This window comes from Brevundimonas sp. UBA5866, from assembly GCF_002432125.1.
Classification (GTDB): domain Bacteria; phylum Pseudomonadota; class Alphaproteobacteria; order Caulobacterales; family Caulobacteraceae; genus Brevundimonas.
Window position 1 is genome coordinate 58,950 of sequence record NZ_DJFS01000026.1, and the last position, 25,144, is coordinate 84,093.

At 61.9% G+C, this 25,144-nt stretch carries 27 protein-coding genes; 8 read left to right on the top strand and 19 right to left on the bottom strand.

Annotated features, from left to right (window positions below; translation table 11 throughout):
• Position 1 precedes the first annotated feature (1 nt).
• The 3 genes from B3H86_RS02675 to ykgO all read right to left on the bottom strand — a co-directional run bounded on the left by B3H86_RS02675 (position 2) and on the right by ykgO (position 986).
• Complete coding sequence (locus B3H86_RS02675; protein ID WP_292051021.1) at positions 2–346, bottom strand: hypothetical protein; 345 nt, start codon at positions 344–346, stop codon at positions 2–4.
• A gap of 24 nt (positions 347–370) precedes the next feature.
• Entirely contained in the window at positions 371–607 is a 237-nt protein-coding gene (locus tag B3H86_RS02680) for a DUF2312 domain-containing protein (RefSeq protein ID WP_242914072.1), read from the bottom strand.
• Between the two features lie 253 nt (positions 608–860).
• Positions 861–986: a type B 50S ribosomal protein L36 gene (gene ykgO / locus B3H86_RS02685; protein WP_003165750.1), complete on the bottom strand. Its 126-nt coding sequence runs from the start codon at positions 984–986 to the stop codon at positions 861–863.
• Positions 987–1,257: 271 nt separating this feature from the next.
• Between ykgO and B3H86_RS02690 the strand changes: the two genes are divergently transcribed.
• Together B3H86_RS02690 and B3H86_RS02695 are read left to right on the top strand one after the other, a co-directional pair.
• Complete coding sequence (locus B3H86_RS02690) at positions 1,258–2,550, top strand: lytic murein transglycosylase (protein WP_292051023.1); 1,293 nt, start codon at positions 1,258–1,260, stop codon at positions 2,548–2,550.
• A gap of 154 nt (positions 2,551–2,704) precedes the next feature.
• Positions 2,705–3,769 carry an alpha/beta hydrolase gene (locus tag B3H86_RS02695; protein WP_292051024.1) on the top strand — a complete coding sequence of 355 codons (1,065 nt, stop codon included), beginning with the start codon at positions 2,705–2,707 and terminating at the stop codon, positions 3,767–3,769.
• A gap of 122 nt (positions 3,770–3,891) precedes the next feature.
• Here B3H86_RS02695 and B3H86_RS02700 read toward each other — a convergent pair whose 3' ends face one another.
• The 3 genes from B3H86_RS02700 to cysS all read right to left on the bottom strand — a co-directional run bounded on the left by B3H86_RS02700 (position 3,892) and on the right by cysS (position 6,451).
• Complete coding sequence (locus tag B3H86_RS02700; RefSeq protein WP_292051025.1) at positions 3,892–4,101, bottom strand: cold-shock protein; 210 nt, start codon at positions 4,099–4,101, stop codon at positions 3,892–3,894.
• Between the two features lie 289 nt (positions 4,102–4,390).
• Positions 4,391–4,858, bottom strand: coding sequence for a hypothetical protein (locus tag B3H86_RS02705; RefSeq protein ID WP_292051026.1), 468 nt, complete (start codon positions 4,856–4,858; stop codon positions 4,391–4,393).
• A 141-nt stretch (positions 4,859–4,999) separates the two neighbouring features.
• Positions 5,000–6,451: a cysteine--tRNA ligase gene (gene cysS, locus B3H86_RS02710; protein ID WP_292051027.1), complete on the bottom strand. Its 1,452-nt coding sequence runs from the start codon at positions 6,449–6,451 to the stop codon at positions 5,000–5,002.
• A 157-nt stretch (positions 6,452–6,608) separates the two neighbouring features.
• Between cysS and folE the strand changes: the two genes are divergently transcribed.
• From folE to B3H86_RS02730, 4 genes are all read left to right on the top strand, one after another.
• Positions 6,609–7,223, top strand: a complete 615-nt coding sequence (gene folE / locus B3H86_RS02715) for a GTP cyclohydrolase I FolE (RefSeq protein WP_292051028.1) — start codon at positions 6,609–6,611, stop codon at positions 7,221–7,223.
• A gap of 223 nt (positions 7,224–7,446) precedes the next feature.
• On the top strand, positions 7,447–7,875 hold the full coding sequence (locus tag B3H86_RS02720; RefSeq protein WP_292051029.1) for a biopolymer transporter ExbD: 429 nt from the start codon (positions 7,447–7,449) through the stop codon (positions 7,873–7,875).
• Between the two features lie 142 nt (positions 7,876–8,017).
• Positions 8,018–9,850 carry a gamma-glutamyltransferase family protein gene (locus B3H86_RS02725; RefSeq protein WP_292051030.1) on the top strand — a complete coding sequence of 611 codons (1,833 nt, stop codon included), beginning with the start codon at positions 8,018–8,020 and terminating at the stop codon, positions 9,848–9,850.
• Complete coding sequence (locus B3H86_RS02730; protein WP_292051031.1) at positions 9,847–10,671, top strand: hypothetical protein; 825 nt, start codon at positions 9,847–9,849, stop codon at positions 10,669–10,671. The genes B3H86_RS02725 and B3H86_RS02730 overlap by 4 nt, the downstream gene beginning before the upstream one ends.
• Before the next feature lie 49 nt (positions 10,672–10,720).
• Here B3H86_RS02730 and dxs read toward each other — a convergent pair whose 3' ends face one another.
• From dxs to B3H86_RS02755, 5 genes are all read right to left on the bottom strand, one after another.
• A complete protein-coding gene (gene dxs / locus B3H86_RS02735) occupies positions 10,721–12,604 on the bottom strand; it encodes a 1-deoxy-D-xylulose-5-phosphate synthase (RefSeq protein WP_292051032.1) in 1,884 nt (627 codons plus the stop codon).
• A 106-nt stretch (positions 12,605–12,710) separates the two neighbouring features.
• Complete coding sequence (locus B3H86_RS02740) at positions 12,711–13,556, bottom strand: polyprenyl synthetase family protein (RefSeq protein WP_409450225.1); 846 nt, start codon at positions 13,554–13,556, stop codon at positions 12,711–12,713.
• Between the two features lie 62 nt (positions 13,557–13,618).
• A complete protein-coding gene (locus B3H86_RS02745; protein WP_292051034.1) occupies positions 13,619–13,975 on the bottom strand; it encodes a tRNA-binding protein in 357 nt (118 codons plus the stop codon).
• The gene (locus B3H86_RS02750; RefSeq protein WP_292051035.1) at positions 13,975–14,229 is read right to left on the bottom strand and encodes an exodeoxyribonuclease VII small subunit; all 255 of its coding nucleotides are present in this window, start codon (positions 14,227–14,229) and stop codon (positions 13,975–13,977) included. The genes B3H86_RS02745 and B3H86_RS02750 overlap by 1 nt, the downstream gene beginning before the upstream one ends.
• Before the next feature lie 68 nt (positions 14,230–14,297).
• Positions 14,298–14,891 carry a histidine phosphatase family protein gene (locus B3H86_RS02755; protein ID WP_292051036.1) on the bottom strand — a complete coding sequence of 198 codons (594 nt, stop codon included), beginning with the start codon at positions 14,889–14,891 and terminating at the stop codon, positions 14,298–14,300.
• Between the two features lie 183 nt (positions 14,892–15,074).
• Here B3H86_RS02755 and B3H86_RS02760 point away from each other — a divergent pair, with 183 nt between their 5' ends.
• Together B3H86_RS02760 and B3H86_RS02765 are read left to right on the top strand one after the other, a co-directional pair.
• Positions 15,075–15,605, top strand: coding sequence for a GNAT family N-acetyltransferase (locus B3H86_RS02760; RefSeq protein ID WP_292051037.1), 531 nt, complete (start codon positions 15,075–15,077; stop codon positions 15,603–15,605).
• Between the two features lie 37 nt (positions 15,606–15,642).
• Positions 15,643–16,821, top strand: a complete 1,179-nt coding sequence (locus tag B3H86_RS02765) for a vWA domain-containing protein (RefSeq protein WP_292051038.1) — start codon at positions 15,643–15,645, stop codon at positions 16,819–16,821.
• Between the two features lie 59 nt (positions 16,822–16,880).
• Here the strand turns inward: B3H86_RS02765 and B3H86_RS02770 are convergent, their stop codons facing one another.
• The 8 genes from B3H86_RS02770 to B3H86_RS02805 all read right to left on the bottom strand — a co-directional run bounded on the left by B3H86_RS02770 (position 16,881) and on the right by B3H86_RS02805 (position 25,134).
• Positions 16,881–17,057, bottom strand: a complete 177-nt coding sequence (locus B3H86_RS02770; protein WP_292051039.1) for a CsbD family protein — start codon at positions 17,055–17,057, stop codon at positions 16,881–16,883.
• Between the two features lie 82 nt (positions 17,058–17,139).
• On the bottom strand, positions 17,140–17,604 hold the full coding sequence (locus tag B3H86_RS02775) for an NUDIX domain-containing protein (RefSeq protein ID WP_292051040.1): 465 nt from the start codon (positions 17,602–17,604) through the stop codon (positions 17,140–17,142).
• 10 nt (positions 17,605–17,614) lie between these two features.
• Positions 17,615–18,670, bottom strand: coding sequence for a sensor histidine kinase (locus B3H86_RS02780; RefSeq protein WP_312820859.1), 1,056 nt, complete (start codon positions 18,668–18,670; stop codon positions 17,615–17,617).
• The gene (locus tag B3H86_RS02785; RefSeq protein ID WP_292051041.1) at positions 18,670–19,101 is read right to left on the bottom strand and encodes a response regulator; all 432 of its coding nucleotides are present in this window, start codon (positions 19,099–19,101) and stop codon (positions 18,670–18,672) included. Before B3H86_RS02785 ends, B3H86_RS02780 begins: the two co-directional genes overlap by 1 nt.
• A 10-nt stretch (positions 19,102–19,111) precedes the next feature.
• Complete coding sequence (locus B3H86_RS02790; RefSeq protein ID WP_292051043.1) at positions 19,112–20,632, bottom strand: sensor histidine kinase; 1,521 nt, start codon at positions 20,630–20,632, stop codon at positions 19,112–19,114.
• Positions 20,633–20,683: 51 nt separating this feature from the next.
• The gene (flhA, locus tag B3H86_RS02795; protein WP_409450226.1) at positions 20,684–22,765 is read right to left on the bottom strand and encodes a flagellar biosynthesis protein FlhA; all 2,082 of its coding nucleotides are present in this window, start codon (positions 22,763–22,765) and stop codon (positions 20,684–20,686) included.
• Between the two features lie 77 nt (positions 22,766–22,842).
• Positions 22,843–23,658 (bottom strand): class A beta-lactamase, encoded by an 816-nt coding sequence (gene bla, locus B3H86_RS02800; protein WP_292051045.1) that lies wholly within the window; start codon positions 23,656–23,658, stop codon positions 22,843–22,845.
• A 72-nt stretch (positions 23,659–23,730) separates the two neighbouring features.
• A complete protein-coding gene (locus B3H86_RS02805) occupies positions 23,731–25,134 on the bottom strand; it encodes a sigma-54-dependent transcriptional regulator (RefSeq protein WP_292051046.1) in 1,404 nt (467 codons plus the stop codon).
• Positions 25,135–25,144 lie beyond the last annotated feature (10 nt).

Genomic DNA, 25,144 nt, shown 5'->3' on the forward strand with positions numbered 1-25,144 from the left:
CCTATTCATCGTTGATGTCGCGAGAGGGGTACGGTTGCCGTGCCCCTCTTTTGCGTCGGGGCGGCACCCCGACTTCGCCGTTAGCCTTTTTCGCAATCTCTTTGAGCTTTCGCCCCTGCATGGCCGAGAGCGCCTGACCGGGTGCGCCCAGTTCGGGATCGCCGAAGGCACGGCCGTGTTCCTTCACCCGCTCGCTGACCGAGGTCAGGAACTCGTCCTCCCATTCAGACAGCGAAACGCCCGCCTTCTCTGCCGAGCGGCGGGCGCGCTTTAGCGCGTTCAGGGCGGCCCGCTGGGCCGCCTTGCGCTGGAGTTCATAGGGACTGGGTGGCGGCTTTCGTTTCAAGCGCGTCGCCTAGACCCAAGGGGCTTAAACTTCGCCCAGAGCCGACAGGTACAGGTCGAGGATCGCTTCCTCTTCCTGACGCTTGGCGCGGTCCTGCTTGCGGATGCGGATGACCTTGCGAAGGACCTTCACGTCATAGCCCTCACCCTTGGCCTCGGCGAAGACCTCCTTCATGTCTTCCATGACGGCTTTCTTGTCTTCTTCGAGACGCTCGATGCGCTCGATGATGGTACGCAGACGGCCCTGGGCCGCGGCGGTCATGACGTCTGGGTTTTCGAAGGATGCGTCGTCCAAGGGGACCTCCGGCGAACTTGCGGAAAAGAAGGATTGGGTGGCGACTAATCACGCCCGCGCCAAAGGCTCAACCCACAGATTCGAAAAACACCGTAGCGGATTGGCCATGACCCGATTCTACATACGAAAAAGGCCACGGACCGGAGCCCGTGGCCTTGTGGATCTGTTGGTCCACCAACTCGACATCCGGCAGGATCACTCCGCCGGGGTCTCGCGTTCCTTAGCCTTGCTTGGCCTTGAAGCGCGGATCGGTCTTGTTGATCACGTACAGAACGCCCTTGCGGCGAACGATTTTGCAGTCGCGGTGGCGACCCTTGAGCGACTTCAGCGAGCTACGGACCTTCATGGTCGGACGTCCCGTATGATTGGAGGCCCGTGAGGGCGGAAAAATAACGAAGCCGCGAGCAAACCCGCGGCGGAGCGGTGCCTATAGAGAGCTATGGCCGAGACGTCAACATCCGGACGCCTTTTTCCAGGCCCTCCACGGCGGTGGAAACACCTTATGTACGGGAATTGCGCCCGAAGTTTAACGGCCATTAAGCCTTTTCACGGAAACCGCTTTTCTTTTCGCGCACTTGTGAGTGGTCGAGAATTTTGAGGACGTTAGCCTAGTGTTCATGCGTATCACCTTCCGCCTGATGTTGGTGGCATCGGTCGCAGCCTGCACGCCTATGGTGCCGGCAATCGCCCCCGATTCCGTCCCCACGGCTCCGTCTGCTGAAACCCGCGCTCCGGTGGCCCCGCCGCCGGTCACGGCCCCTGCCACCCAGACCGACCTCTCAGGGGCGTATGATGCAGTGAGCTTTGAAGCCTGGCGTGAGGATTTCCTGAACCGTCACGGCGGTGAACGCCGGTGGGAATACGCCCGTGAACTGCAAGGCGTGACCCCCAACCCCAGCGTCATCCGACTGGACCGCAACCAGCCTGAATTTTCGCGTCCGGCAGGCAGTTACATCCAGAACGCGACCGCGCCGGCCCGAATCGCTATGGCCCGCCAGCGCGTGGACCGCGTGCCGTGGTCTGTTCCGCAACGATTCGGCGTGCCGACCGAAATCCTTCTGGGCATCTGGGCGCAGGAAAGTGCCTTTGGTCAGGTTCAGGGCGACTTTGACGTCATTCGCTCGCTGGCGACCCTCGCCTATGATGGGCGCCGCAGGGCGTGGGCGGAAGAACAGCTGAAGCATGCCCTCGACATCGTCGTCTCCGGCAAGCGCGACCGCGCCGGTCTTAAGGGCAGCTGGGCCGGTGCAATGGGCCAGACCCAGTTCATGCCCGACAACTATCTGAAACTGGGCGTGGACCAGAATGAAGATGGCAAGGTCGATATCTGGGGATCGGATGCCGATGCCCTCGCCTCTGCGGCCAACCTGCTGGCACAGGCTGGCTGGAAGCGCGGTCAGGGCTGGGCCTATGAAGTCACCCTGCCCGCAGATTTTGACTACACCCAGGCCGAAGGTCCCAAGCACAAATGGTCCTACTGGCAATCGCGCGGTGTACGCCTGACCAACGGCCAGCAACTGAATGCGGCCGAACTTGAGGAAGAAGCCACCATCCTGCTGCCCCAAGGCGCGCGGGGGCCGGTCTTCCTCGCCCTGCCGAACCATTATGTGATCCGCCGCTACAACAACTCGGTCAGCTATGCGCTGGCGATCGGCATGATTGCAGACGGTGTGATGGGCAAGCCCGGCCTGACGGCCAGCTGGCCCAATGACGGCCCGCTGACCCGCGAGCAGCGCATCGGCGCCCAGACCGCCCTGACAAAGATGGGATACGACACCCAGGGCGTGGACGGCGTTATCGGCTCCAACACCCGCGCGGCCCTGCGCCGCTGGCAGGCCGCCAATGGCCGCACCGCCGACGGCTATCTGACCGATGCCCTGGCGGAAGAACTTATCCGCCGCGCGCGCTAGACCGATCAGGCCCGCCCTTTCCAGAGGCGGGCCTTTTCGGTTCGGAGAGGGCAAGCTTGGCTATTAAATAACATTAATATGCATAAGGTCAGGTAATCGAATACCTCTGTAAACAAGGCCGTATCCGTTTCGGTCTGAAACCACAGAGGACCCTATGCCCAATCCGCACCGTCCGCCGTTCAAGGCCATCGCTCTCGCCGGTTGTGCGGCGGCCATGCTGTTTGGCCACTCCGCACTGGCTCAGGTGCGCAATGTGGATGTGAGCATTCCGGCGGGTGACGCGGTTCTGGCGGGTACCCTCACCCTGCCCGAGGGCCAGCCCAAGGCCGCCATAGTGCTGGTTCAGGGCAACGGCCCGCATACCCGCGACCAGATGATCTCCGGCGCGCGCAACATGGGCCTGCTGGCCGAGGCGCTGGCGGAAAGGGGCATCGCCACGGTGCGTATCGACAACTCCGGCGTGAGCCAGTCCACGGGCGAGCGCATCCGGCATTTCAAGCAGCGCATTCCCCAGATCGTTGCCGTGGTCGATCACATGGCCAGCCGCCCCGAGGTTCAGGGTCTGCCGCTGGGCATCCTCGGCCACTCCGAGGGCAGTATGATCGTCACCGAGGTCTGGACCCAGCGTGACGAACCGCTGGACTTCGTGGTGGTCATGGGGGCCGTGGGCCTTGACGGCCGGACGGTCTGGGTGGACCAGCAAGCCAATCCCGACCGCTGGACCGAGCATACGCCGCAGCAGCAAGCCGTCATCCGCGCCGCCTTCAACAGCGTGGTCGATGCCTCCATTTCCGGCGACCGCGCCGCCGTCGAAGCCGCCGTCTGCAACCTGTTCAAGGAAGCAGGGGCGAGCGAAGAGGAAATCGCCGAAAACCTCGAAGGCTTTACCGACCGTATGGCCAGCCCCGAGATGCAGGTCTTCCTCGCCCACGACCCGATGCCGGTCTTTGCCAAGGTCACCGATCCGGTTCTGGCAGTCTGGGGCGGTATCGATCCGGCCACCTCGCCCGCGATCAACGTCCAGCCCTATATCGTGAACCGAAACCCCGCCTCGCGCCTGACGGTGTCGGTCCTGCCCGAAGAAGAGCATTTCTTCCTGTATGGCGAAGGTCTCGAACCGGGCGAACACAAGTTCGGCCAGATGAAGCTGTCGCCCCACCTGCCCAACGCCATCAACCAGTGGCTGGATAACGAAATCGCGCTCGGCAAGGTCCAATAGAGCACGGCACCGACTTGAGCCGGGCGCGACAGAAAAAGCCCCGCAGTTTCCTGCGGGGCTCTTCCTGAACTATTGCCCGACCGAACGGCACCGGACGGTCTGCAATAGTCGAGACTTGTAGCTTAGGCCGCTTGCAGCGAGCCGGCCGAGGTCTTGCCCGAGCGCTGGTCGCGCTCCAGCTCGTAAGACACGGCTTGGCCTTCGCTCAGACCGTGCATGCCTGCACGTTCGAGAGCCGAGGCGTGAACGAACACGTCACCGCCGCCTTGGTCCGGAGCAATAAAGCCAAAACCTTTAGTGGAGTTATACCACTTAACAATACCAGTAGCCATTTCCATGACCTCCGTAAAAGTGACCCCTTGGAAAAGTCCTAAGGGCAGTCGGGTCTATGGAAACGGAAGATCTCAATGCGTTGCATAAAAGATAGAGCGTTGCGCAGAGATATTCGACACAATCCTTGTACGCTCCCTATTTTCAGAAAGATAGAATTATTTGAAAATATTTATCGGGCTACGCCTCAAGATTATTTCTCGGCCCTGAAATATTTGAACGATTATCTGCAAATAAAAAGCCCCGCATCGGTGTGCGGGGCTTTGAATTAGGTGACCTGAACCTGACGGATCAGCAGCTGGTCGCGCCCGTCTTGTCGGCCAAGAAGAAGCGCAGGCAGCGCAGTTCCTCGCCATTGGCCGCACCCAGAATGCGCTGCGAGCTGTTGCCATTCGACAGGTTGAACTCGCCATAGCCAAAAATGCGCGACTGGTCCGGTGCCATCAGGAAGACGACGCGGCTTTCGTCACAGGCAGGCTCGCCGTTCGCACAGGCATAGCCCTTGAGATAGGACTTATCGCCCAGCGTCACCGGAACCAGCGGGCCGCTGGTCACAGCCAGCGTCGGGATCCATTCATGCCCCTCTTCCGCGCGGCGCTCGGCATAGCCCTTCCAGGTCTCCATCGCCTGCGGATATTCCGCAGCCATCACCTCACCGAGGGTCTTTTGGGCCTTGGCCTCGGGGGCTGCCCCTTCGGGAGCCTTGCAGGCGGCCAGAGCCAGAACGCCAGCCACGACCACCATTGCCTGATAACGCATCGAATACCTCCATCCCAGATTTCACGCGGAATGAAGCATTCACAGCCATCACGGGATATCCCGCAGACATGGGAGCCCTAAAGAAAACGGCGCGACGATGATCCGCCGCGCCGTATCTATCTCAGGCCAGGGCCGTGAGCCTTAGCTCTTCATGCGCCACGTCGCGCCGGTCGGGCCGTCCATCACCACGACATTCAGTTCGTTCAGGCGGTCGCGGATGCGGTCGGCCTCGGCCCAGTTCTTTTCGGCGCGGGCGGCGGCGCGTTGCTCCAGCAGGGCTTCGACTTCCGTCTTCAGGTCGTCGTCGCCGCCGGTGAACCACTGCTCCGGCGTCATGGCCAGCACGCCCAGCAGGTCCGCACCTTCGCGCAGGGTCCAGCGGGCCATGGCCACATCGTTGATGTCAGCCTCGGCATCGTTCAGCAGATCGCGCAGGGCATTGCCGAGGGCGAACAGCTGGGCGATGGCACCCGGCGTGTTCAGGTCGTCTTCCAGCGCGTCGAGCAGCGGGTTCAGCTCCTGCTCGGCCAGCTCCATCTCCGCCTCTTCCAGCGAGGCATAGTCAAAGTCGCCCAGCTTGGCGTCAGCATCGCGCAGCACGCCGTACAGACGGTCGAGGTTCTTGCGCGACTGTTCCAGCAGGTTCTGGTTCCAGTCCAGCGGCTGACGGTAGTGGGCGCTCAGCAGGGCCCAGCGCACCACCTCGCCCGGCATGGCCTTCACAAGGTTGTTCAGCAGCAGGACGTTGCCAATCGACTTGGACATCTTCTCGGCGTCCACCGTCAGGAAGCCGTTGTGCATCCAGTAGCGGGCATATTCGTCATGCGCGTGGTCGGCATGGGCGTGACCGTGGGCGCAGACGCCCTGTGCTATCTCGTTCTCGTGGTGCGGGAAGGCCAGATCGATGCCGCCACCGTGAATGTCGATCGGCAGGCCGAGGTTCTTCTCGATCATGGCCGAGCATTCGATGTGCCAGCCGGGGCGACCCCCCCCCCACGGCGATGGCCACGACGGCTCGTCTTTCTTGGACGGCTTCCACAGCACGAAGTCGTGCGGGTTCTTCTTGTACGGCGCCACTTCGACGCGGGCACCGGCGATCATGTCATCCAGATTGCGGCCCGAAAGAGCGCCGTACGACGGATAGGACGACACGTCGAACAGCACATGGCCCTCGGCGGCATAGGCACAGCCGGAATCAATAATGGCCTGAATCTGCTGGATGATCGCATCCATGTGGTCGGTCACGTGCGGCGCGATATCGGGCGGCGACACGTTCAGCAGCGCCATGTCCGACAGATAGGCCGCTTCATAGCGGCTGGTGATCTCGCCGATCGGCACGCCTTCCTTGGCGGCCTTGGCGTTGATCTTGTCGTCCACGTCGGTGACGTTGCGGGCATAGATCACCTTGTCCGCGCCATAGGTCTTTCGCAGCAGGCGGGTCAGGACGTCGAACACCACCGGCGGGCGGGCATTGCCGATGTGGGCATAGTCATAGACGGTCGGGCCACAGACATAGAGTGTCACCCGGTTCGCATCGCGCGGTTCGAACAGGCGCTTTTCACGGCGCAGGGTGTCATAGATATGCAGGGCCATTAGTCGTAAAGTCTTTTGCGAGTTTTCTTGCAGGACGCGCCATACGTCCCATATAGCGAGCCTGATAAACAGTCCGCGCGCCCTGATAAACCTTTTGGGGTGCGTTAGTCGCCTTTATTCACGGGACGGACCGCCGTCCCACTCGGAAACAATCTTCATGACCACGCCCGCCAAGCCCGTTCTCGCCGCCAACGAAGGTGCTGTTGTGCGCCCCAGCCGCGAACAGGCGCTGGAGGCTGTGCGTACCCTGATCGCATGGGCCGGTGACAACCCCGACCGTCCGGGTCTGGTCGATACGCCCAAGCGCGTGGTCGATGCCTATGGCGAGTGGTTCGACGGTTATGACGCCGACGCCTCCAAGGAACTGTCGCGCACCTTCGAGGACGTGACCGGCTATGACGACATGGTCATCCTCAAGGAGATCGAAGTCGAGAGCCACTGCGAGCACCACCTCGCCCCCTTCCTCGGCAAGGCGTGGGTTGCCTATATTCCGGGTGAAAAGGTCGTCGGCATTTCCAAGCTGGCCCGCGTGGTCGAGATCTTCGCACGCCGCCTGCAAAATCAGGAAACCCTGACCAACGACATCATCGAAGCCATCGAAGAGCATCTGCAACCCAAGGGTGTGGCAGTGATGGTCGATGCGGCACACCAGTGCATGACCACCCGTGGCGTGCATCACCGCCATGTCACAACCGTGACCACCCGTTTCACCGGCGTGTTCAAACAGGACAATGCGCTGGTCGAGCGATTCCTTAAGCTGGCCAAAGGCTGATTTCAGCCCCTTAAAATTCAATAACGGAGTTATGCAAGATTGTTCGGGGGGATGAATTCGTCCGCTGTGCGAAGTTTGACCCCCTAAATTCGCAAGCTTATTTCGTCCTGTGACGTTTTGGATCGCATGACGGGTTTACAAGCCGTCAATCCGACGCCAAGACATATCCAGACTTTCAGTGCAGCCCGTCCCAGTGGTCGGGCCATGATGAGGACGAGATCGCATGGGTGCGAAGCTTGGTGGCGGTGGCAAGGGCGCTTCTCAGAATTCTGAGATCAACGTTACCCCGTTCGTGGATATTATGCTGGTTCTGCTGATCATCTTCATGGTCGCGGCACCGATGGCTACCGTTTCGATCAAGCTGGACCTGCCGCCGGCAGTGCCTTCGGCTTCGAACGAAAAGCCGAAAGAACCGGTTTACGTCTCCATCCAGAACGGTGGTGACCTGTACATCGCAGACAAGAAGACCTCGCTGGCCACTCTGGCTGCTGACGTCTGCGCCGCACAAGGCGCTGTCGCTGACTGCCGTGAAGAGCGCGTTTTCGTGCGCGCCCAGGCTGACGTGACCTACAACGAGTTCATGGAAGTGATGAACACCCTGCAGGAAAACGGCATGTTCAAGGTCGGCCTGCTGAACGAAGACATCGAATAGTCTTCGGCTTCATCGCCTAAAGGATCAAAGGGCTGCATCTTCGGATGCGGCCCTTTTTCTTTGGCCGAACACTACCTTGGCACTTGCGCCACGGCCAAGTTCATCCCCCAATAGCGCAACAGTATCCTGAGGGGGATGACAGATGCGCCGCCGTACCTTCCTGACCGCCCTGCCCGCTGGTGCCGCATTGGCCGGCAGCCTGCCCGCCCGCGCCAGCGCTGCACAGAGTACTCCGCCCGCCCCGCGCAGTCGTCCTGCCCCCACAGCTCCCGATCAGGTTGTCGGCATAGGCGACCGGATTACAGGGCCGAAGTTTGTTGGCCGCTCGACCGTCTGGGGCCAGCATGGCGCGGCGGCGACCGCCCACCCGATCGCCACCCTTATCGGCATAGAGACGCTGAAGCGCGGCGGATCGGCCATTGATGCCGCCATCGCGATCAATGCGGCGCTGGGCTTCCTTGAGCCGACAGGCAACGGCATCGGCGGCGACGCCTTTGGCATGTTGTGGGACCCGAAACAGGGCAAGGTCGTGGGCTTCAACGGCTCTGGACCCTCGCCCCGCCTACTGGGGCTGGAAACGGTCCGCAGCCGCACCAACAATGGCCTGCTGCCGAAATACGGCGCGGTGACCGTCAACGTGCCCGGTACGGTTGATGCGTGGTGGAGCGCCCACCAGAAATACGGAAAGCTGCCTTGGAAGGACGTGCTGCTGCCGGTGGCCGAGCTGTGCGAACAGGGCGTGCCGGTGCCGCAGGTCATCGCCTATTACCTCGAACGCAACATGGGCATTTTCGAGCGCAATACTTCGATCATCGAGGAGCACGACAACCGCCGCAAACTGTATGCCCCGAACGGCAGCACGGCCATGACGGGCCAGATTTTCGCCAATCCGGACCTTGGCCGCACCCTGCGCCTGATCGCCGAGGGCGGGCGCGATGCCTTCTATAACGGCCCGATTGCCGATGCCATCGAGCGCTATTTCCGCCGCATCGGCGGCTGGATGACCAAGGCCGATCTGAACGCGCACCAGACCGAATGGGTCGAGCCGATCCGCACCAACTATCGCGGCGTGGACGTCTACGGCCTTGGCCCGAACACCCAAGGGCTATCGACCAACCAGATTCTGAACATCTGCGAACAGTTCGACCTGAAGGGCATGGGCTTCCAGTCGGCGGCCTCCATCCACCATCAGGCCGAGGCCAAGCGTCTGGCGTTCGAGGACCGCGCCAAATGGTTCGCCGACGCCCGTTTCAGCCAAACGCCCGTCGAATGGCTGAACTCCAAGGCCTATGCCGCCGAGCGCGCCCGCCTGATCAATCCGAACCGCGTGATGGACCGCGTCTTCCCCGGCGATGCCCCGACGCAGGGCGACACCACCTATTTCAGCGTCGCCGACAGCGACGGCATGATGGTCAGCTGGATCCAGTCCAACTATCGCGGCATGGGCTGCGGTCTGGTGGCCGATGACGGCGCGGGCCGCACTCTGGGCTTCATGTTCCAGAACCGCGGCGAGATGTTCGCCACCACCGACGGCCATCCCAACATCTATGCCCCCGGCAAACGCCCCTTCCACACCATCATTCCGGGCTTTGCCTGCAAGGATGGCAAGCCGTGGATGGCCTATGGCGTCATGGGCGGCGGTATGCAGCCGCAAGGACAGGCCCAGATCATCATCAACATGGTCGACTATGGCCTCGCCCCACAGGAAGCAGGCGATGCGCCGCGCTGGCAGCACTATGGCACCACCGAGCCGACCGGAGAGCCCGCCACCGCTGGCTCCGGCAAGCTACATCTGGAAAGCGGCGTCCCCGCCGCCACCAAGGCCCGCCTGACCGAAATGGGCTGGAGCCTCGGTGAACCCGACGGCGGCTTCGGCGGCTACCAGAACGTCATGATGCAGCAAAACCCCGACGGCCGCTGGACGTATGGAGCCGCGTCAGAGATGCGTAAAGACGGGTTGGCGTTGGCGTATTGACCCAAGCACCTACAAAACCGTCAATCATCGACAGGTTGGATGTGACACTATCCAACCTGTCCAGCCCTATCAGCTTTGCGCGCACGGGTGGCAGCGCTTGGCCGGAGTGGGACAGATACCTTCTTGTGAATGGCGAGCCTGCCATTCAGTTAGGCAATATTTGCGGGACATGCGCATTCTTTTTCGAACGTACCGAGGGGTCAAACGTCAGCGTTAAAGTGGGCGAGCTAACAAGCACACTCGCCACAGGGATAGATCACATTTCACCCGAAATCGTCGAAGCCTTAGGGCAAATCATGCCCCCAGGTCCCTATCACGCGGTGCTGATAAGCCTTACTCCACACCTGACCGTGGTAGGTTCTGACACCGATTATTTCGCAATTGAGCAAGTCGAGCAAATCGGTATCGATCCCTTTAAGGGTGGGCCCTACAACCCTAGGATCGATTATTACCGCGTCACACCGATCAGCGGTCTGGCAGTCAGCGGTGATGAAGGGCGAATCGATCTCTCGTTCGACTTTATTATCCCCCTACATCCCCAAAGCGAACTCGACGAGGAACGGATAAGCTTTTACGTCCAGCGCATTGAAGCAGGTGAGCAGCCAACAGCCGTCGCCATTTCGCTTCTAGATGTAAAGCAACCTGATTATGACGGCGGTCAAGATCATCGTTGCATGGCTCATTATGTGATTGATGGTCATCATAAGCTTGCCGCAGCCGCAAGGACCGACAAGGCTTTAACCCTGCTATCTTTTATCGCGATAGATCACGGCATCTCGAACGCTGACGACCTTCACAAGTACCTAGAGTTACTTAGCTAAATAAAAAAGCCGCTCACTTCTGAGCGGCTTTTCAAAAGTGGTTTTGCGCTTACCCCAACGCCTCTATCGCCTTGGCGGCGATGTGTTTCGCGTTGAGGCCAGCCTCGTCGTACATGGCGGCGGGGCTGTTATGATCCTGGAAGATGTCCGGCAGGTTCATGGTGCGGATCTTCAGGCCGCCATCCAGAGCGCCCTTTTCGGCCAGCATTTGCAGCACGAAGGCTCCGAAGCCGCCCATAGCGCCCTCTTCCACCGTGATCAGGACTTCGTGTTCCTTGGCCAGACGCAGGATCAGGTCCTCGTCCAGAGGCTTGGCGAAGCGGGCGTCGGCGACCGTGGTCGAGATACCGGCCTGTTCCAGCGTCTCGGCAGCCTTCAGGCTTTCCTGCAGGCGGGTACCCAGCGACAGGATGGCGACCTTGGTGCCTTCCTTGACGATGCGGCCCTTACCGATTTCCAACGGCTTGGCCAGTTCGGGGATTTCCACGCCTACGCCGTCACCGCGCGGATAACGGAAGGCCGACGGGCGGTCATCGATTTCCAGCGAGGTAGAGATCATGGCGGCCAGCTCGGCCTCGTCGGCGGCGGCCATCAGCACCATGCCCGGCAGAGCGCCCATGAAGCCGATGTCGAACGATCCGGCGTGGGTGGCCCCATCGGCCCCCACCAGACCCGCCCGGTCCATGGCAAAGCGCACGGGCAGCGATTGGATGGCCACATCGTGGACCACTTGGTCGTAACCGCGCTGGAGGAAGGTGGAATAGATGGCGCAGAACGGCTTCATGCCGTCAGCGGCCATGCCCGCGGCGAACGTCACGGCGTGCTGTTCGGCAATGCCGACATCGTACACACGATCCGGGAAGGCCTGACCGAATAGGTCGATGCCGGTACCCGACGGCATGGCGGCAGTGATGCCGACGATCTTGGGATCGCGGTGTGCGTGTTTGATCAGCTCGGTGCCGAACACCTTGGTGTAGCTGGGGGCGTTCGAGATCGGCTTGGCCTGCTTGCCCGACTCCACGTCGAACTTGACCACGCCGTGGTATTTGTCGGCGCTGTTCTCGGCGGGGGCATAACCCTTGCCCTTTTGCGTGACGACGTGGACCAGAACCGGCTTGTCGGTGATCTTCAGCGCGTTCTGGAGCACCGGCACAAGATGGGTCATGTCGTGACCATCGATCGGGCCGATGTAATAGAAGCCCAGCTCCTCGAAGAAGGTGCCGCCCGCAACCATGCCGCGTGCGTATTCCTCGGCCTTGCGCGCCGTCTCGCGGATCGGGCGCGGCATGTGGTCGACGAACTTTTTGCCGAAGTTGCGCACACGCTGATAGGCGTCGCCCGACACCTGTTTGGCCAGATAGGCGCTCATGGCCCCGACCGGCGGGGCGATCGACATGTCGTTGTCGTTCAGGATGACCATGAACTGGCCGTTGGTGGCCTCGATGGCGTTGTTCATCGCCTCATAGGCCATGCCCGCCGTGATCGAGCCGTCACCGATGACGGCCACGACCTTGTTGTTCCCGCCCTGCTGGTCGCGCGCGGCGGCAAAGCCCAGACCCGCCGAGATGGAGGTCGAGGCGTGGGCCGCGCCGAACGGGTCGTATTCGCTCTCTGAGCGCTTGGTGAAGCCCGACAGGCCACCGCCCTGACGCAGGGTGCGGATACGGTCGCGGCGCCCCGTCAGGATCTTGTGCGGATAGCACTGGTGACCGACATCCCAGATCAGGATGTCCTTGGGCGTATCCAGCAGGTGGTGCAGCGCCACCGTCAGTTCCACCACACCCAGACCCGCGCCCAGATGCCCGCCCGTAACCGAGACGGCGTCGATGGTTTCGGCCCGAACTTCGTTCGCCAACTGTTTCAGTTGCGGGATATCAAACCCGCTCATGTCGGAGGGGAAGTTTACGGTGTCGAGCAAAGGGGTATTCGGCATAGGGGGCTTAATAGCCTTCAAAGGCTGTGACGCGAAGGTCGATAATAGCCATAACCCGCAAAGGGGGATGGCAGTTCGTATCAAGACTGTGTGCAGAAACGATGCTTTATGAGCGGCGCTTCAGCACCAGATCCACACTGGCCTTCAGGATGTCGGCATCGTGGCCGAACGGATCAAGGTGCCCGCGGGCCTGATCGGCCAGATGCGCGACGCGTTGTCGCGCCGCATCGACGCCCAGCAGGGTGACGAAATTGGTCTTGCCCAGAGCGGCATCCTTGCCCCCTGCGGCCTTGCCCATTTCCTCGGCCGAGCCTTCGGCGTCCAGAACATCGTCAACGATCTGATAGGCCAGACCGATGTCGTGCGCGAAACCCAAAAGGGCCGTGCGCTGGGCATCGCTGGCGTCGGCCATGATCAACGGGATTTCAAAGGCGTTGGCGAACAGGGCACCGGTCTTCAGGCGCTGCATCCGCGCCACCCCGCCCAGGTCGTCGCGCACGCCCATAAGGTCGATCATCTGACCGCCGGCCATACCTTCGGCACCGGCGTTGAAGGCCAGACGGCGCACCAGCTCGCAGCGGACAGCAGGGTCCGCGTGGGTGGCCTCATCGGCCATGATCTCGAAGGCCACCGTCTGCAGGGCATCGCCCGCGAGGATGGCGGTCATCTCGTCATACTCGATGTGCACCGTCGGACGGCCACGGCGCATGTCGTCGTCGTCCATCGCCGGAAGGTCGTCATGCACCAGCGAATAGGCGTGTATGCATTCCAGCGCACAGGCCGCACGCAGCAGCTCGCCCTCGTCGAGGTCGAACAGTCGGCCTGCCTCCATCGTAAAGAACGGACGCAGGCGCTTGCCCGGCCCCAGCGCCGCATAGCGCATGGCCTCGGTCAGGCGCGCCTCGGGGCCGGAGCCGCGCGGCAGCAGTTTGTCGAGCGCCACCGTGACCATGTCGGCCACCTCGGCCACACGATCCAGAACAGCTTGTTCAGGCGAATTCGCCGCCAGAATAGTCAAAACAACCTCCCGCTCAGAGGCAGGTCTCGATCAACGCCCACCAGCACCACATGGCCTTCCGCATCGGGGAAACCGAGCGTCAGCACCTCGGACATCATCGGCCCGATCTGGCGCGGGGGAAAGTTGACCACCGCCGCAACCTTGCGGCCCTCCAGCTGCTCGCAGCTGTAATGATGGGTGATCTGGGCCGACGACCGCTTGGTCCCGATATCGGGCCCGAAATCGATGGTCAGCCTGTAGGCCGGCTTGCGCGCCTCGGGGAAAGGCTCGGCCTTGACGATCTGGCCGACACGGATATCGACCTTCAGAAAATCGTCGAAACCGATGAGGGGCGCGAGCGCAGCGTCGGCCATCAGCCGAAATCCGCAGCCTGGGTGCCGGTCGCCTGTTGGTCGGGGCCGACCACGATCTTTTCGACACGCAGTTGCGCGGCCTTCAGACGGGCCTCGCAGTGGGCCTTCAGCTGTGCGCCCTGTTCGTACAGGGTGATGGATTCTTCCAGCCCCGCCTGACCGGATTCCAGTCGCGAGACGATGCCCTCCAGCTTTTGCAGGGCGTCTTCAAAGCTGAGATCAGCAGGAATGGTGTTGGCGCTTGCTTCGGTCATGGGCGGCAAACTAGAGCCGCGCGGCAGGCGGTTCAATCCTTAGCCCGTCCTGCCAACAGGAAATACGCTCAAGCGCGACGAAAGCGGCGCTGGCACCAGTATTTAAAGCCCTGATCGTCCACCAGCTTCCAGCCCCTGGCCTTCAGCTGCTGGCCGATCATATGGTTGAAATAGCCGTGGGCCAGCACCAGCACATCCTGCCCTGCCAGCGCCCGTTCAATCAGCATGTCCGCGGCACGCCCCGCGCGGGCCTCGGCCTCCAGACGGCTTTCCTGACCATCATGATGGTTGAAGACATGCCACCACAGCCGCGCCACAACGCCCCACAGCCGCGGCGGCATTTTGAACCAGTCCGGCCAGTGCGGAGGCGGCAGGGGGGCCTCGACGAAGACCGCATGCGTGTGAACGGGTTGGCCCTGAGATACTGCGGCTGCGGTTTCCTGTGCGCGGCGCAGGGTCGAGGCATAGATCGTCCCTGCCTCACGCGCGGTTTGCATTATGCCGGGGGGCACAGCCTGTCCTTCAAGCAGACCGCCAGCATCATAACGCCCCCACCAGTCACGGTACTGTTGCGCCGTCAGCCAGCACTTGCGCGACAGCGCAGGCTTTCCATGCCGTGCCAGCACGATGTCGCCCAGACGCGTGATGTGTGGGGTATCCAAGCTCATTCACGGCAGATTCTTCAGGCACGATTTGGACTTACCGTGCCGCTGAACCCCTCACCCTTCCCTCAGATTCCTCAACCTACGTTCGATGGTTAGCGTTCGATTGTGACACCCGCAACCCGCTGCGGTTGCAAAGCCGTCCCCATTGGCGTCACACACCACTGTCTCTAGACTGGTGCCATGAGTGATTATCTGATCCGTCCCGCCGAAGACCGCGACCTCGATGCCCTGTCGGCCTTCAGCCGCCGCACCTTCATCGAGACCTTCGTGGACGGGTTCGGCATTCCCTATCCGGCGGACGATCTGGAAGCCTTTTTCCAGAAGAGCTTCAGCCCCGAGGCCCTGCGTCCGCGTCTACATGATGCGGACTGCGTCTTCTGGATCGCCGAGCGCGACGGCCAGATCATCGCCCTGTGCCATGCCGGTCCGAACGACCTGCCGCACGAAGACGCCAAGTCAGGCGAGATGGAACTGCGCCGCCTCTATGTCGGCAAGGAGGCCCAAGGACTGGGCCTTGGCACCGAACTGCTGAAACGAGCGCTGGCGTGGATGGAGGAACGCACAACGGGCGCGCTGTGGATCGGCGTCTGGAGCGGCAATCTGAAGGCCCAGAAACTCTATGCCGCCTATGGTTTCGAGAAGGTCGGTGGCTATGGCTATCCGGTCGGCGAATGGATCGACCAGGAGTTCATCCTGCGCCGCGCCGGATGACTCTCGCCAACGGCTGATATTGCGGTAAGCTGAACCCATGTTGCTTCCCTTCTTTACCGCGCTGCGCGACCACAAGGTTCCTGTGTCCATGAAGGAATGGCTCCATCTGATGGAGGCTATGGACAAGGGCGTGACAGGACGACAGGTGGACGACTTCTACCACCTGTCGCGGGCGGTTCTGGTCAAGGACGAAAAGCACTACGACCGTTTCGATCAGGCATTCGGCAAGGCCTTCAAGGGTCTGGAAACCGTGGGCGCAGGCGAGGACCTGACGACCGATATCCCCGAGGACTGGCTCAAACTCCTCAACGAGAAATATCTGACCGACGAGCAGAAGGCCGAGATCGAGGCACTGGGCGGTTGGGACAAGCTGATGGAGACGCTGAAACAGCGCCTCGAAGAGCAGAAGGAACGCCACGAGGGCGGCAATAAATGGATCGGCACGGGCGGCACCAGCCCGTTCGGCCACGGCGGCTATAACCCCGAGGGCGTCCGCATCGGCGGTACCGGCAAGCATGGCCGTGCGGTCAAGGTCTGGGAAAAACGCGAGTACAAGAACCTCGACGACAGCGTCGAGCTGGGCACCCGCAATATCAAGGTCGCCCTTCGCCGCCTGCGCCGCTTTGCCCGCAACGGCGCGCCGGACGAGCTGGACATCGACGGCACCATCGACGGCACGGCCCGTCAGGGCTGGCTGGACATCCAGATGCGGCCCGAGCGCAGCAACACGGTGAAGGTGCTGATCTTCTTCGACATCGGGGGGTCGATGGATGGCCACATCAAGATGTGCGAGGAGCTGTTCAGCGCCGCCAAGACCGAGTTCAAGAACCTTGAGTTCTACTACTTCCACAACTGCCTCTACGAAGGCGTGTGGAAGGACAACCGCCGCCGCCATACCGAGCGCATTCCGACGTGGGACCTGATCCACAAATACGACAGCGACTGGCGGGCCATCTTCGTGGGCGATGCCAGCATGAGCCCCTATGAGATTGCCATGCCGGGCGGCTCGGTCGAGCATTTCAACGAGGAAGCGGGGGCCGTATGGATGAAGCGCGCCCGCGAGCAATGGCCCAAATCGGTGTGGCTCAATCCCCTGCCCGAACGCCACTGGCGATATACCCAGTCCGTATCCATGCTGAGCGAGATCATGGAGGAGAGGATGTATCCGCTCACCCTTGAAGGGCTGGATAAGGCCATGCGCATGCTGACCAAATGAGATGCAAAAAGGCCGCCCCTTCCGGAGCGGCCTTTTCCAATCTCGGTGTTCGGGGCGGCTTACTTGCCGCGAAGCGCGTCTTTCGCGCCGCCGACGGCATTCTGGACCTTGCCTTCGACCTGATCGGCGTTGCCCTCTGCCTTCAGCTTTTCATCGCCGGTCAGATTGCCAATGCCTTCCTTGATCTTGCCACCGATGTTCTTGACGGCACCTTCAATGCGATCTTTGTCAGCCATAGGAACTCCTAAGTCCTGATGCCTCGCGGTTGAGGCACTTACGCCAAGGAAAACGGGCGAGGAGTCCCTACGTTCCGGCCTGTCAAACCATTGTGACCACTTGTCGCCGGTCACGCAGCCAGCAGGTGATGGCCCATGCGTGGGCTTCGTGGCGCACAGCCTGAAGGGCCTCTACAGGCGACATCCAGACAAGCTGGTGATCCTGTTCCTGTTTGTTGGCAGGTGTGGAGCCCCTTATGGCCATCGTCCAGAAGGCGCTGACATTGTTGAGCCCCTCTCCGTCCGTGCGCACGAAATACTGGGACGCCTCGGTCAGCCGGTCCACGGGCGCGACATCCAGCCCGGTTTCCTCCCTGAACTCGCGCGCGACCGCCTCGGCCTCTGTTTCCGTGCCTTCTACCGCACCGCCGGGCAGGTCGAAATAAGCGCCCTTGTCACGTGTGATGCGGACACAGGCGATCAATCCGTCGCGCTCGGCTATGCCGAACACGGCGGCGCGGTGACGGTAATCGATATCCGCCCGCGCAATGCCGAACTGAAGTTTCATGCAGCGGGTATTACAACCCGTGATGCGATTTGCGAACGGGTTCGTTCCGGAAAACCAATTTTGCCCGGGTGCCGGGGTTCAGGCTTTCAAAACCAAGCCTGCTGCCAAGATCGGTGGCCATCGCGTCCATGATCTGGCTGCCCAATCCCGTGCCCTTGGGAATGTTGCCCGCAATACCGGCCCCGTCATCTTCGACGCACAGCAGGACCTGATGGTCATCGTCCTGCTTCACGATGACCCGCACATCGCCGCCCTGCCCCTCAGGATAGGCGTATTTGACGGCATTGGTGACCAGCTCTGCCACGATGACGCCCACGGCCACGGCCTGGTCTGTAGACACCCACACGGGATCGGCAGCCAGTTTCAGCGCGGGCCCGCCCTCGACCGACATCGACGACTGAAGCTCCTCGACCAGCCCCTGTAGATAGCCATCCAGCGACACCCCCGACACATCGTCGGATGTGTAGAGGCGGCGGTGCACCTGCGAGACGGCCTCGATACGGGCCTGAACCTTGGCCAGGGCATCCTGTGCGATATCGTCTGTGACCTGACGGCGCTGCAGATGGATAAAGCTGGTGACCAGCTGCAGGGAGTTGCCGACGCGGTGGTTGACCTCACGTAGCAGCGTCTCGGCGCGATCACGCTCGCGCATGATCTCGATCTGGGCGCGTTCCGTCTCCAGTGCCAGCCTTCGACGTTCCATCGCCTCGCGCACCGCCCGCATCAACAGATGGGTAAAGTCGTCCGAGGCTTCCTTGATCACATAGTCCGACGCCCCCGCGCGCAATGCAGCCACAGCGATACGGCTGTCCTGTGCACCCGTCACATAGACAACGGGCGGTGCCCCTTCGCGCGAGAGTATTTCCGGCAGAACCTCAAGTCCGTCGCGCCCCGGCATGTGGTGGTCCAGCGCGCATACATCATAGTGAGCCTGTTCGAGCATGGTTAATCCGACGTCGCCGTCGGAAGCCAGATCCACCTTATGACCTTCCCGTTGGAACTGCTTCTGAATCAGTCGTCCCAGAGCGGGGTCATCATCGATGTAGAGCAGACGGAACAGATGGATTACTCGGCACTGATTGTTGGAGCCTGGATAACAGACAGGAAAAGTCCCAGCTGGCGGATCGCCGATGCAAACGCATCATAGTCCACCGGCTTGGTGATGTAGACGTTACAACCCAGATCGTAGCAGTTCTGTATCTCGTTCCGATCGTCCGTGGTGGTCAAGATCACCACAGGGGCACGGCGTAAAACTTCGTCACCCTTGACCTTCTGAAGGATATCTACGCCCGACATGTCCGGAAGGTTCAGATCGAGCAGTATCAGAATGGAGCTGTGATTGCGGACCTCGTCGCTGAGCAGATAATCAACGCCATCGCCCCCATTGTCAAAATGGACGATGTCATTGGCGATATTGGCACGGCGGATATTCTTCTCGATCAATTTCGCATGGCCATGATCATCCTCGATCATCACGATTTTGACGGAGTTACTCATAGTCTGGTCCTTACACGATACGCTGGGCGAAACTTTTCGGAAGCCGGATGCGGAATGTGGTGCCTTCGCCAAGACGGGATTCCACATCGATCGAACCGCCTAACCGCCGCACGCTGTTGCGCACGAAGGCCAGCCCCAGCCCTTCGCCGGGTTGATCCTGACGGCCGGATCGGCGGAAAAGTTCGAACACGCGTTCGTGGTCTTTCTCGGCGATCCCGCGACCGTTGTCCGCGATTTCGAACTCCACTTCATTTCCCCCCAAGTCCCATCCCTTAATCGCCAACAGCAACGATTGTTCCGGTTTGCGGTACTTGATCGCATTGTCGATGAGGTTGCCGAAAATCTGCTCTATGGCCAAACGGTCATGGGTAATGGTCGGAAGGTCGCCGATCTCGGCCCGGCCATCGCCTTCGGACAGCGGGTGGGCGACGGCATCCACCAGCCCCTGAACAACGTCGTGCATATCCAGTTGGACCGGGCTCAGTTCGCGCCGTCCGTCCCTCGAAAGCCTGAGGATGGCCTTGATCAACCCGTCCATCTTGGTGGTCGAGGCGCGGATGAAGCCGATCGCCTCGGGCGCATCCTCCCGGATGGCGACGCCAAGATCCTGATCGACCAGATCGGGGTGATGCTTTTCGAGCTTCTCCAGCAGGGCCTCGACCTGTGCGGAGATGTGTTCCAGCTCCGAGGTATAGCCCATCACATTGACCAGAGGTGCCCGCAGGTCATGGCTGACGATATAGGCGAACCGCTGGATCTCCTCGTTGGCGCGAACCAGTTCCGACGTCCGGTCCCGCACCTCGGCTTCCAGACCGATATTCACCTTGTCCATTTCCCGCTGCGCCTTCAGCAGGTCACCGATCTGGCGCCGGACCAGTCCGGCCCCGATGATGCCCAGAATGACAATCATCACACCCGCCAGAACGCTGGAAATGGTGGTGTAATAGCGCGACTGTTCGGCAGAGCGGGTCGCATTTCGTGTTCGCTCGTCCGCAATGGCGGACATGGCCGAAACCTCGACCCTCATGGCATCCATAAGTGCCTTGCCCTGTCCGCTGCGGACCGCCCCCACCGCCTCGCCGATGCGGCCCTGACTGGTCATATTCACGGTATCGACCATCAGTTGGCGCCGCGCCAGATACAGTGCTTCGATGCGCAGCAACCGCTCGTTCAGCACTGGGTCGTCACCGGCCAGGGCGTTCAGATTGTCTATGATCTCCGGAATGCTCGTCAGGGCATTGTTGTAGACGGCCAGATATTCGGTGTTGGCCGTCAGCATGAAGCCGCGCTGGCCGGTCTCGGCATCCGTCAGCATGCTGATCAGACGCCAGCCTTCGATCTGGGTCTTGTGGCTGTGCTTCTCGACCTCGGCATAGGTCGCCGTCTGGCCCAGCATGTAGAAGGTGATGATGTTGGTGACGCCCAACACCACGAATGCAGCGGCCAACAGCAGCAACAGCCGACGATAGATCGGCTGGGCCTGCCGGATGAAGTTCAGGGATGACAGATCAAGACGGGGGCGCGATTTCATGGCCCCCACCATTGGGTGTGAACCCGCGCCTGTCTAGCTTGGCCGTTACAATCAGACTGTGCCGACGGTCCGCAGGCGTGCCTTGGGGTGGATCTCGTTCTGGCTCATCACCACTGTCTGGCCACGGAACCGCTCGATGATGGAGCGGACATAGGGCCGGATCTGCGGCCCCGTCAGCAGAACGGGATTTTCACCCACCATCGCCGCCCGCTCGAAGACTTCGCGCACAACACGGATGAAGTCCTGAAGCTGGCTGGGAGCCATAGCCAGCTGCTTGTCTTCACCCGGTCCGATCAGGGCATCGGCAAAGGCCTGTTCCCAATCCGGCGACAGGGTGACAATGGGCAGGGCCCCGTCCTCGCCGCGGTGCTGCCAGCACAGCTGGCGGGCCAGACGGGTACGGACATGCTCGACCAGGGTGGTCACGCTTGTGCTGTGCGGTGCCGCCTCGGCCAGTCCTTCGAGAATGGCGGCCAGGTCGCGGATCGATACCCGCTCGCGCAGCAGGGTTTGCAGCACGCGTTGCAGGGTGGTGACGGTCACGACCGACGGGATCAGTTCGTCCACAAGCTTCTGCGCTTCGGACGGCAGTTCCTTCAGCAGCTTCTGCACCTCGGTATAGGACAGAAGCTCGGCCATGTTCTCTTTCAGGATTTCCGTCAGGTGCGTGGTCAGCACGGTGGACGGATCCACGATGGTATAGCCGCGGAAGGTGGCCTCTTCGCGCAGGGACTCGTCGATCCAAGTCGCCGGAAGGCCGAAGGCTGGCTCGCGTGTGTGTTCGCCCGGCAGTTCGACCTGACGGCCCGACGGGTCCATCGCCATCAGCATGCCAAGGCGCACCTCGCCGTTGCCCGCATCCATTTCCTTGATGCGGATGCCATAGCCCTGATTGGGCAGGCGCATGTTGTCGAGAATGCGCACGCTGGGCATGACGAAGCCGTATTCCTGCGCCAGCGAGCGTCGGAGGGCGCGGATCTGGTCAGTCAGACGGCGGCCCTCCAGATCGTTGATGAGCGCCAGCAGGGAATAGCCCAACTCGATCTTCACATCGTCGATGGTCAGGGCGGTCGCAATCGGCTCTTCCACATCGGCCTTTGCGGCCACGTCCTCGACAGGGGCGGCAGGCGGCGGCTTGAGGCGTTCACGGCCCGTGCGCCATGCCAGGAACCCCGAGCCCAGTGCCAGCGCCGCAAACGGTATGATCGGCATGCCCGGAATAAGCGCCATCAGGCCGGACGTCCCCGACACCACGCCCAGTGCCACCGGATTGGTCGCCATCTGCGCGACGAAAGCCTTGTCGGCAGAGCCTTCGACACCGGCCTTGGTAACAAGGAAGCCCGCCGCCACCGACACGATGATGGCCGGAATCTGGGTGACCAGACCGTCACCGACCGACAGCTGGATATAGGTGTTGGCCGCATCCCCAGCCGACATGCCGTGCTGGATCACACCGATCAGCATGCCGCCGATGATGTTGATGAAGGTGATGATCAGGCCGGCAATGGCATCGCCGCGCACGAACTTCGACGCACCGTCCATCGCCCCGAAGAAGGTGGATTCCTGTTCCAGTTCCTTGCGGCGGGTCTTGGCCTGATCCTCGTTGATCAGACCGGCGGACAGATCGGCGTCGATCGCCATCTGCTTGCCGGGCATGGAGTCGAGGGTAAAGCGGGCCGAAACCTCGGCGATACGGGTCGCGCCCTTGGTGATGACGACAAAGTTCACCACCAGCAGGATCGCGAAGATGATCAGGCCAATGACGAAATTGCCCTTCATCATCAGCTCGCCAAAGGCCGCGATGATAGCACCGGCGCTGGAGTGTCCGCCATCCCCGCTCGACAGGATCAGACGGGTCGAGGCGATGTTCAGCCCCAGACGGTACAGGGTCGAGATCAGCAGAACTGTCGGGAAGATGGCGAAGTCCAGCGGGCGCTTCATCATCACCGCTGTCATCAGGATCAAGACGCTGGACACCAGCGAGAAGGCCAGCAGCACGTCCAGCATGAATGCCGGAACCGGCAGGATCAGCAGCAGCATGATGCCGATCACACCGGCCGCCATGCCCACCTCGCCGCGCAGCAGCCAGCCCAAGGCGTCCCGCCCGGTGGGGCGGGCCATGCCGTCCTTCATGAAGGGGGCATCAGCCATGACAGGTTTTCACACCGCAGCTTTGCATTACCGCCCCTGATGGCAGGATTCGGCCAGGGTCAGCCATGACCCAGTGCGACAAGCATACGGCGGGTCGCCTCTGCAATCGCATCCTCGCGCTGTTGCGGCGTGGATTGCGGGCTACCGTGGAAGTAGGCCGCCATGACAATCGGTGGACCCGAAACCGGATAAAGAATGCCGATGTCATTCACGGGGCCATAGCCGCCCGTGCCGGTTTTATGGGCCACAGTCCAACCCGACGGCGTACCGGCCCTGATCCGATCAGCCCCTGTGGGGGTTGCCACCATCCACTCCAGAAGCAGGCGTTTGTTCTCGGACACCAGCGGCGAGTTTTCGGCCAGCAGCAAACGTTCGATATTACGCACGGACTGGGCAGGCAGGATGGTGTCCCTGTCCCCGTCCAGACGGTTCATCTCGGGCTCCAGGCGATCCACGCGCGTCGTCTGATCGCCAAGATCGCGGTAGAACTGGCGCAGGACATCCAGTCCGCCCATTTCGCGGATCAGGATATTGGCCGCCGGATTGTCGCTTTCCTCGACCGTGCCCCTCATCAGTTCTTTGATGGTCAGGGTGCCGCCAACGGCCTTCTGCGTGATGGGGGCATGGGGAATCATATCGGCCTGCGTCACCGGCACAGCGCGGTCCAGCTGTTCCAGCCCGTTCTGGGCGCGGATCAGTGTCGCCGCCGCCAGATACATTTTGAAGGTCGAGCAATAGACGAAACGCTCGTCCTCGCGCCAACCGCCTCGCACGCCCTCACTGGCAAAGGCAAACCCCATCCGGCCCTTGAAGCGCTCTTCCAGCGCGGTCAGGTCCAGATCGACGCGGCGCTCCTTGGTGGGTTCAGCGGGCACAGTGGTGGGTTTGCACGCTGCCAATGACAACGCCCCTGCCCCGACCAGTAAGGCCCGCCGATCCATCATGGATCAACCTGCCCCATAGGCGTTGGCAACGCCCGACTGCGGGGCCGGTATGCTTGTGCCTTGGTCGGCATACTCGTTCAGCTTGTTGCGCAGGGTGCGGATCGAGATGCCGAGGATATTGGCCGCATGGGTGCGGTTGCCGAGGCAATGGCTGAGGGTGTCGAGGATCAGGGTCTTTTCCATCTCCGCGACCGTCTGGCCCACGAAGCTGCGGGTGACGGCATCGGCAGCCTGTGCGGCCTGTCCTGCCAGACCGCTGTCATAGGCCGGAGCCGCCGCCGCCGCGCCCTGTCCGCCCAGCAGCGGACGACCGTCCGGCAGGCGGATGGCATCGACGTCGATTTCAGGGCCGACCGACAGCAGCACCGCGCGGTGCATGGCGTTTTCCAGTTCGCGGACGTTGCCGTGCCACGGATGGGCCGTGATGGCGCGCACAGCCGGTGCGGCGATCGGCTTGACCGGCACACCGTTTGCGGCGGCGTATTTCTTGACGAAGTGATCGGCCAGCACCGCGATATCGCCCGGACGCTCGCGCAGGGACGGAATACGCAGGTTCACCACGTTCAGGCGGTACAGCAGGTCCTCGCGGAAGCTGCCCTCGGCCACCGACTTGGCCAGATCGCGGTTGGAGGTGGCGATGATACGGATATTGACCGGAACGGGCTTCCCACCGCCCACGCGGTCGATCACGCGCTCCTGGATGGCGCGCAGCAGCTTGGCTTGCAGGCGGACATCCATCTCCGAGATTTCGTCCAGCAGCAGGGTGCCGCCGTCGGCTTCCTCGAACTTACCGATACGGCGGGCGACCGCGCCGGTGAACGCACCCTTCTCGTGACCGAACAGTTCGGATTCCAACAGATTGTCGGGAATGGCGGCGCAGTTGACGCTGATGAACGGCTTGTCGGCGCGGCGCGAACGGCTGTGCAGGTGACGGGCCATCACCTCCTTACCGACACCGCTTTCACCCGTGATCAGGATGGAGGCTTCGGATGCGGCGACCTGATCGGCCAGTTGCACCACCGCCTTCATCGCCGGATCGGCAAGGATCATCGGCTTTTCATCATCGGCCACCGCCGACAGGACGGCGGCGATCAGCTCGGCATCCGGCGGCAGGGGAATGAACTCCTTCGCGCCGGCACGGATGGCGTCGGCGGCCTCTCGCGCGTCGGCATCGACACCGCAGGCCACGACCGGCACATGGATGCGCTCGGCCTCGTTGGCGGCGATCAGGGCGGCGATGTCGATGCGGTAATCGACCATCAGCAGGTCGGCACCCTGCCCGCGACGCAGTTGCTCGGTCGCCTGATCGGCGCGCTCGACATGGTTGACCTTGGCCCCGTGGGTCATGGCCATCTTTACTGCCGTTGCCAGCTGACCGCTCAGGCGGCCCACAACCAGTAGACGCATCATCGGGCTC

Coding starts and splice junctions, on each gene's coding strand:
- B3H86_RS02695 (WP_292051024.1), top strand. CDS start 2,705: ATGCCCAATCCGCACCGTCCGCCGTTCAAGGCCATCGCTCTCGCCGGT.
- B3H86_RS02680 (WP_242914072.1), bottom strand. CDS start 607: ATGACCGCCGCGGCCCAGGGCCGTCTGCGTACCATCATCGAGCGCATC.
- B3H86_RS02750 (WP_292051035.1), bottom strand. CDS start 14,229: ATGACCGAAGCAAGCGCCAACACCATTCCTGCTGATCTCAGCTTTGAA.
- B3H86_RS02785 (WP_292051041.1), bottom strand. CDS start 19,101: ATGAGTAACTCCGTCAAAATCGTGATGATCGAGGATGATCATGGCCAT.
- B3H86_RS02745 (WP_292051034.1), bottom strand. CDS start 13,975: ATGGCCGACGCTGCGCTCGCGCCCCTCATCGGTTTCGACGATTTTCTG.
- B3H86_RS02725 (WP_292051030.1), top strand. CDS start 8,018: ATGCGCCGCCGTACCTTCCTGACCGCCCTGCCCGCTGGTGCCGCATTG.
- ykgO (WP_003165750.1), bottom strand. CDS start 986: ATGAAGGTCCGTAGCTCGCTGAAGTCGCTCAAGGGTCGCCACCGCGAC.
- B3H86_RS02765 (WP_292051038.1), top strand. CDS start 15,643: ATGTTGCTTCCCTTCTTTACCGCGCTGCGCGACCACAAGGTTCCTGTG.
- B3H86_RS02690 (WP_292051023.1), top strand. CDS start 1,258: ATGCGTATCACCTTCCGCCTGATGTTGGTGGCATCGGTCGCAGCCTGC.
- B3H86_RS02740 (WP_409450225.1), bottom strand. CDS start 13,556: ATGGTCACGGTGGCGCTCGACAAACTGCTGCCGCGCGGCTCCGGCCCC.
- folE (WP_292051028.1), top strand. CDS start 6,609: ATGACCACGCCCGCCAAGCCCGTTCTCGCCGCCAACGAAGGTGCTGTT.
- cysS (WP_292051027.1), bottom strand. CDS start 6,451: ATGGCCCTGCATATCTATGACACCCTGCGCCGTGAAAAGCGCCTGTTC.
- B3H86_RS02805 (WP_292051046.1), bottom strand. CDS start 25,134: ATGCGTCTACTGGTTGTGGGCCGCCTGAGCGGTCAGCTGGCAACGGCA.
- B3H86_RS02705 (WP_292051026.1), bottom strand. CDS start 4,858: ATGCGTTATCAGGCAATGGTGGTCGTGGCTGGCGTTCTGGCTCTGGCC.
- dxs (WP_292051032.1), bottom strand. CDS start 12,604: ATGCCGAATACCCCTTTGCTCGACACCGTAAACTTCCCCTCCGACATG.
- B3H86_RS02720 (WP_292051029.1), top strand. CDS start 7,447: ATGGGTGCGAAGCTTGGTGGCGGTGGCAAGGGCGCTTCTCAGAATTCT.
- flhA (WP_409450226.1), bottom strand. CDS start 22,765: ATGAAGGACGGCATGGCCCGCCCCACCGGGCGGGACGCCTTGGGCTGG.
- B3H86_RS02700 (WP_292051025.1), bottom strand. CDS start 4,101: ATGGCTACTGGTATTGTTAAGTGGTATAACTCCACTAAAGGTTTTGGC.
- B3H86_RS02775 (WP_292051040.1), bottom strand. CDS start 17,604: ATGAAACTTCAGTTCGGCATTGCGCGGGCGGATATCGATTACCGTCAC.
- B3H86_RS02760 (WP_292051037.1), top strand. CDS start 15,075: ATGAGTGATTATCTGATCCGTCCCGCCGAAGACCGCGACCTCGATGCC.
- B3H86_RS02790 (WP_292051043.1), bottom strand. CDS start 20,632: ATGAAATCGCGCCCCCGTCTTGATCTGTCATCCCTGAACTTCATCCGG.
- B3H86_RS02770 (WP_292051039.1), bottom strand. CDS start 17,057: ATGGCTGACAAAGATCGCATTGAAGGTGCCGTCAAGAACATCGGTGGC.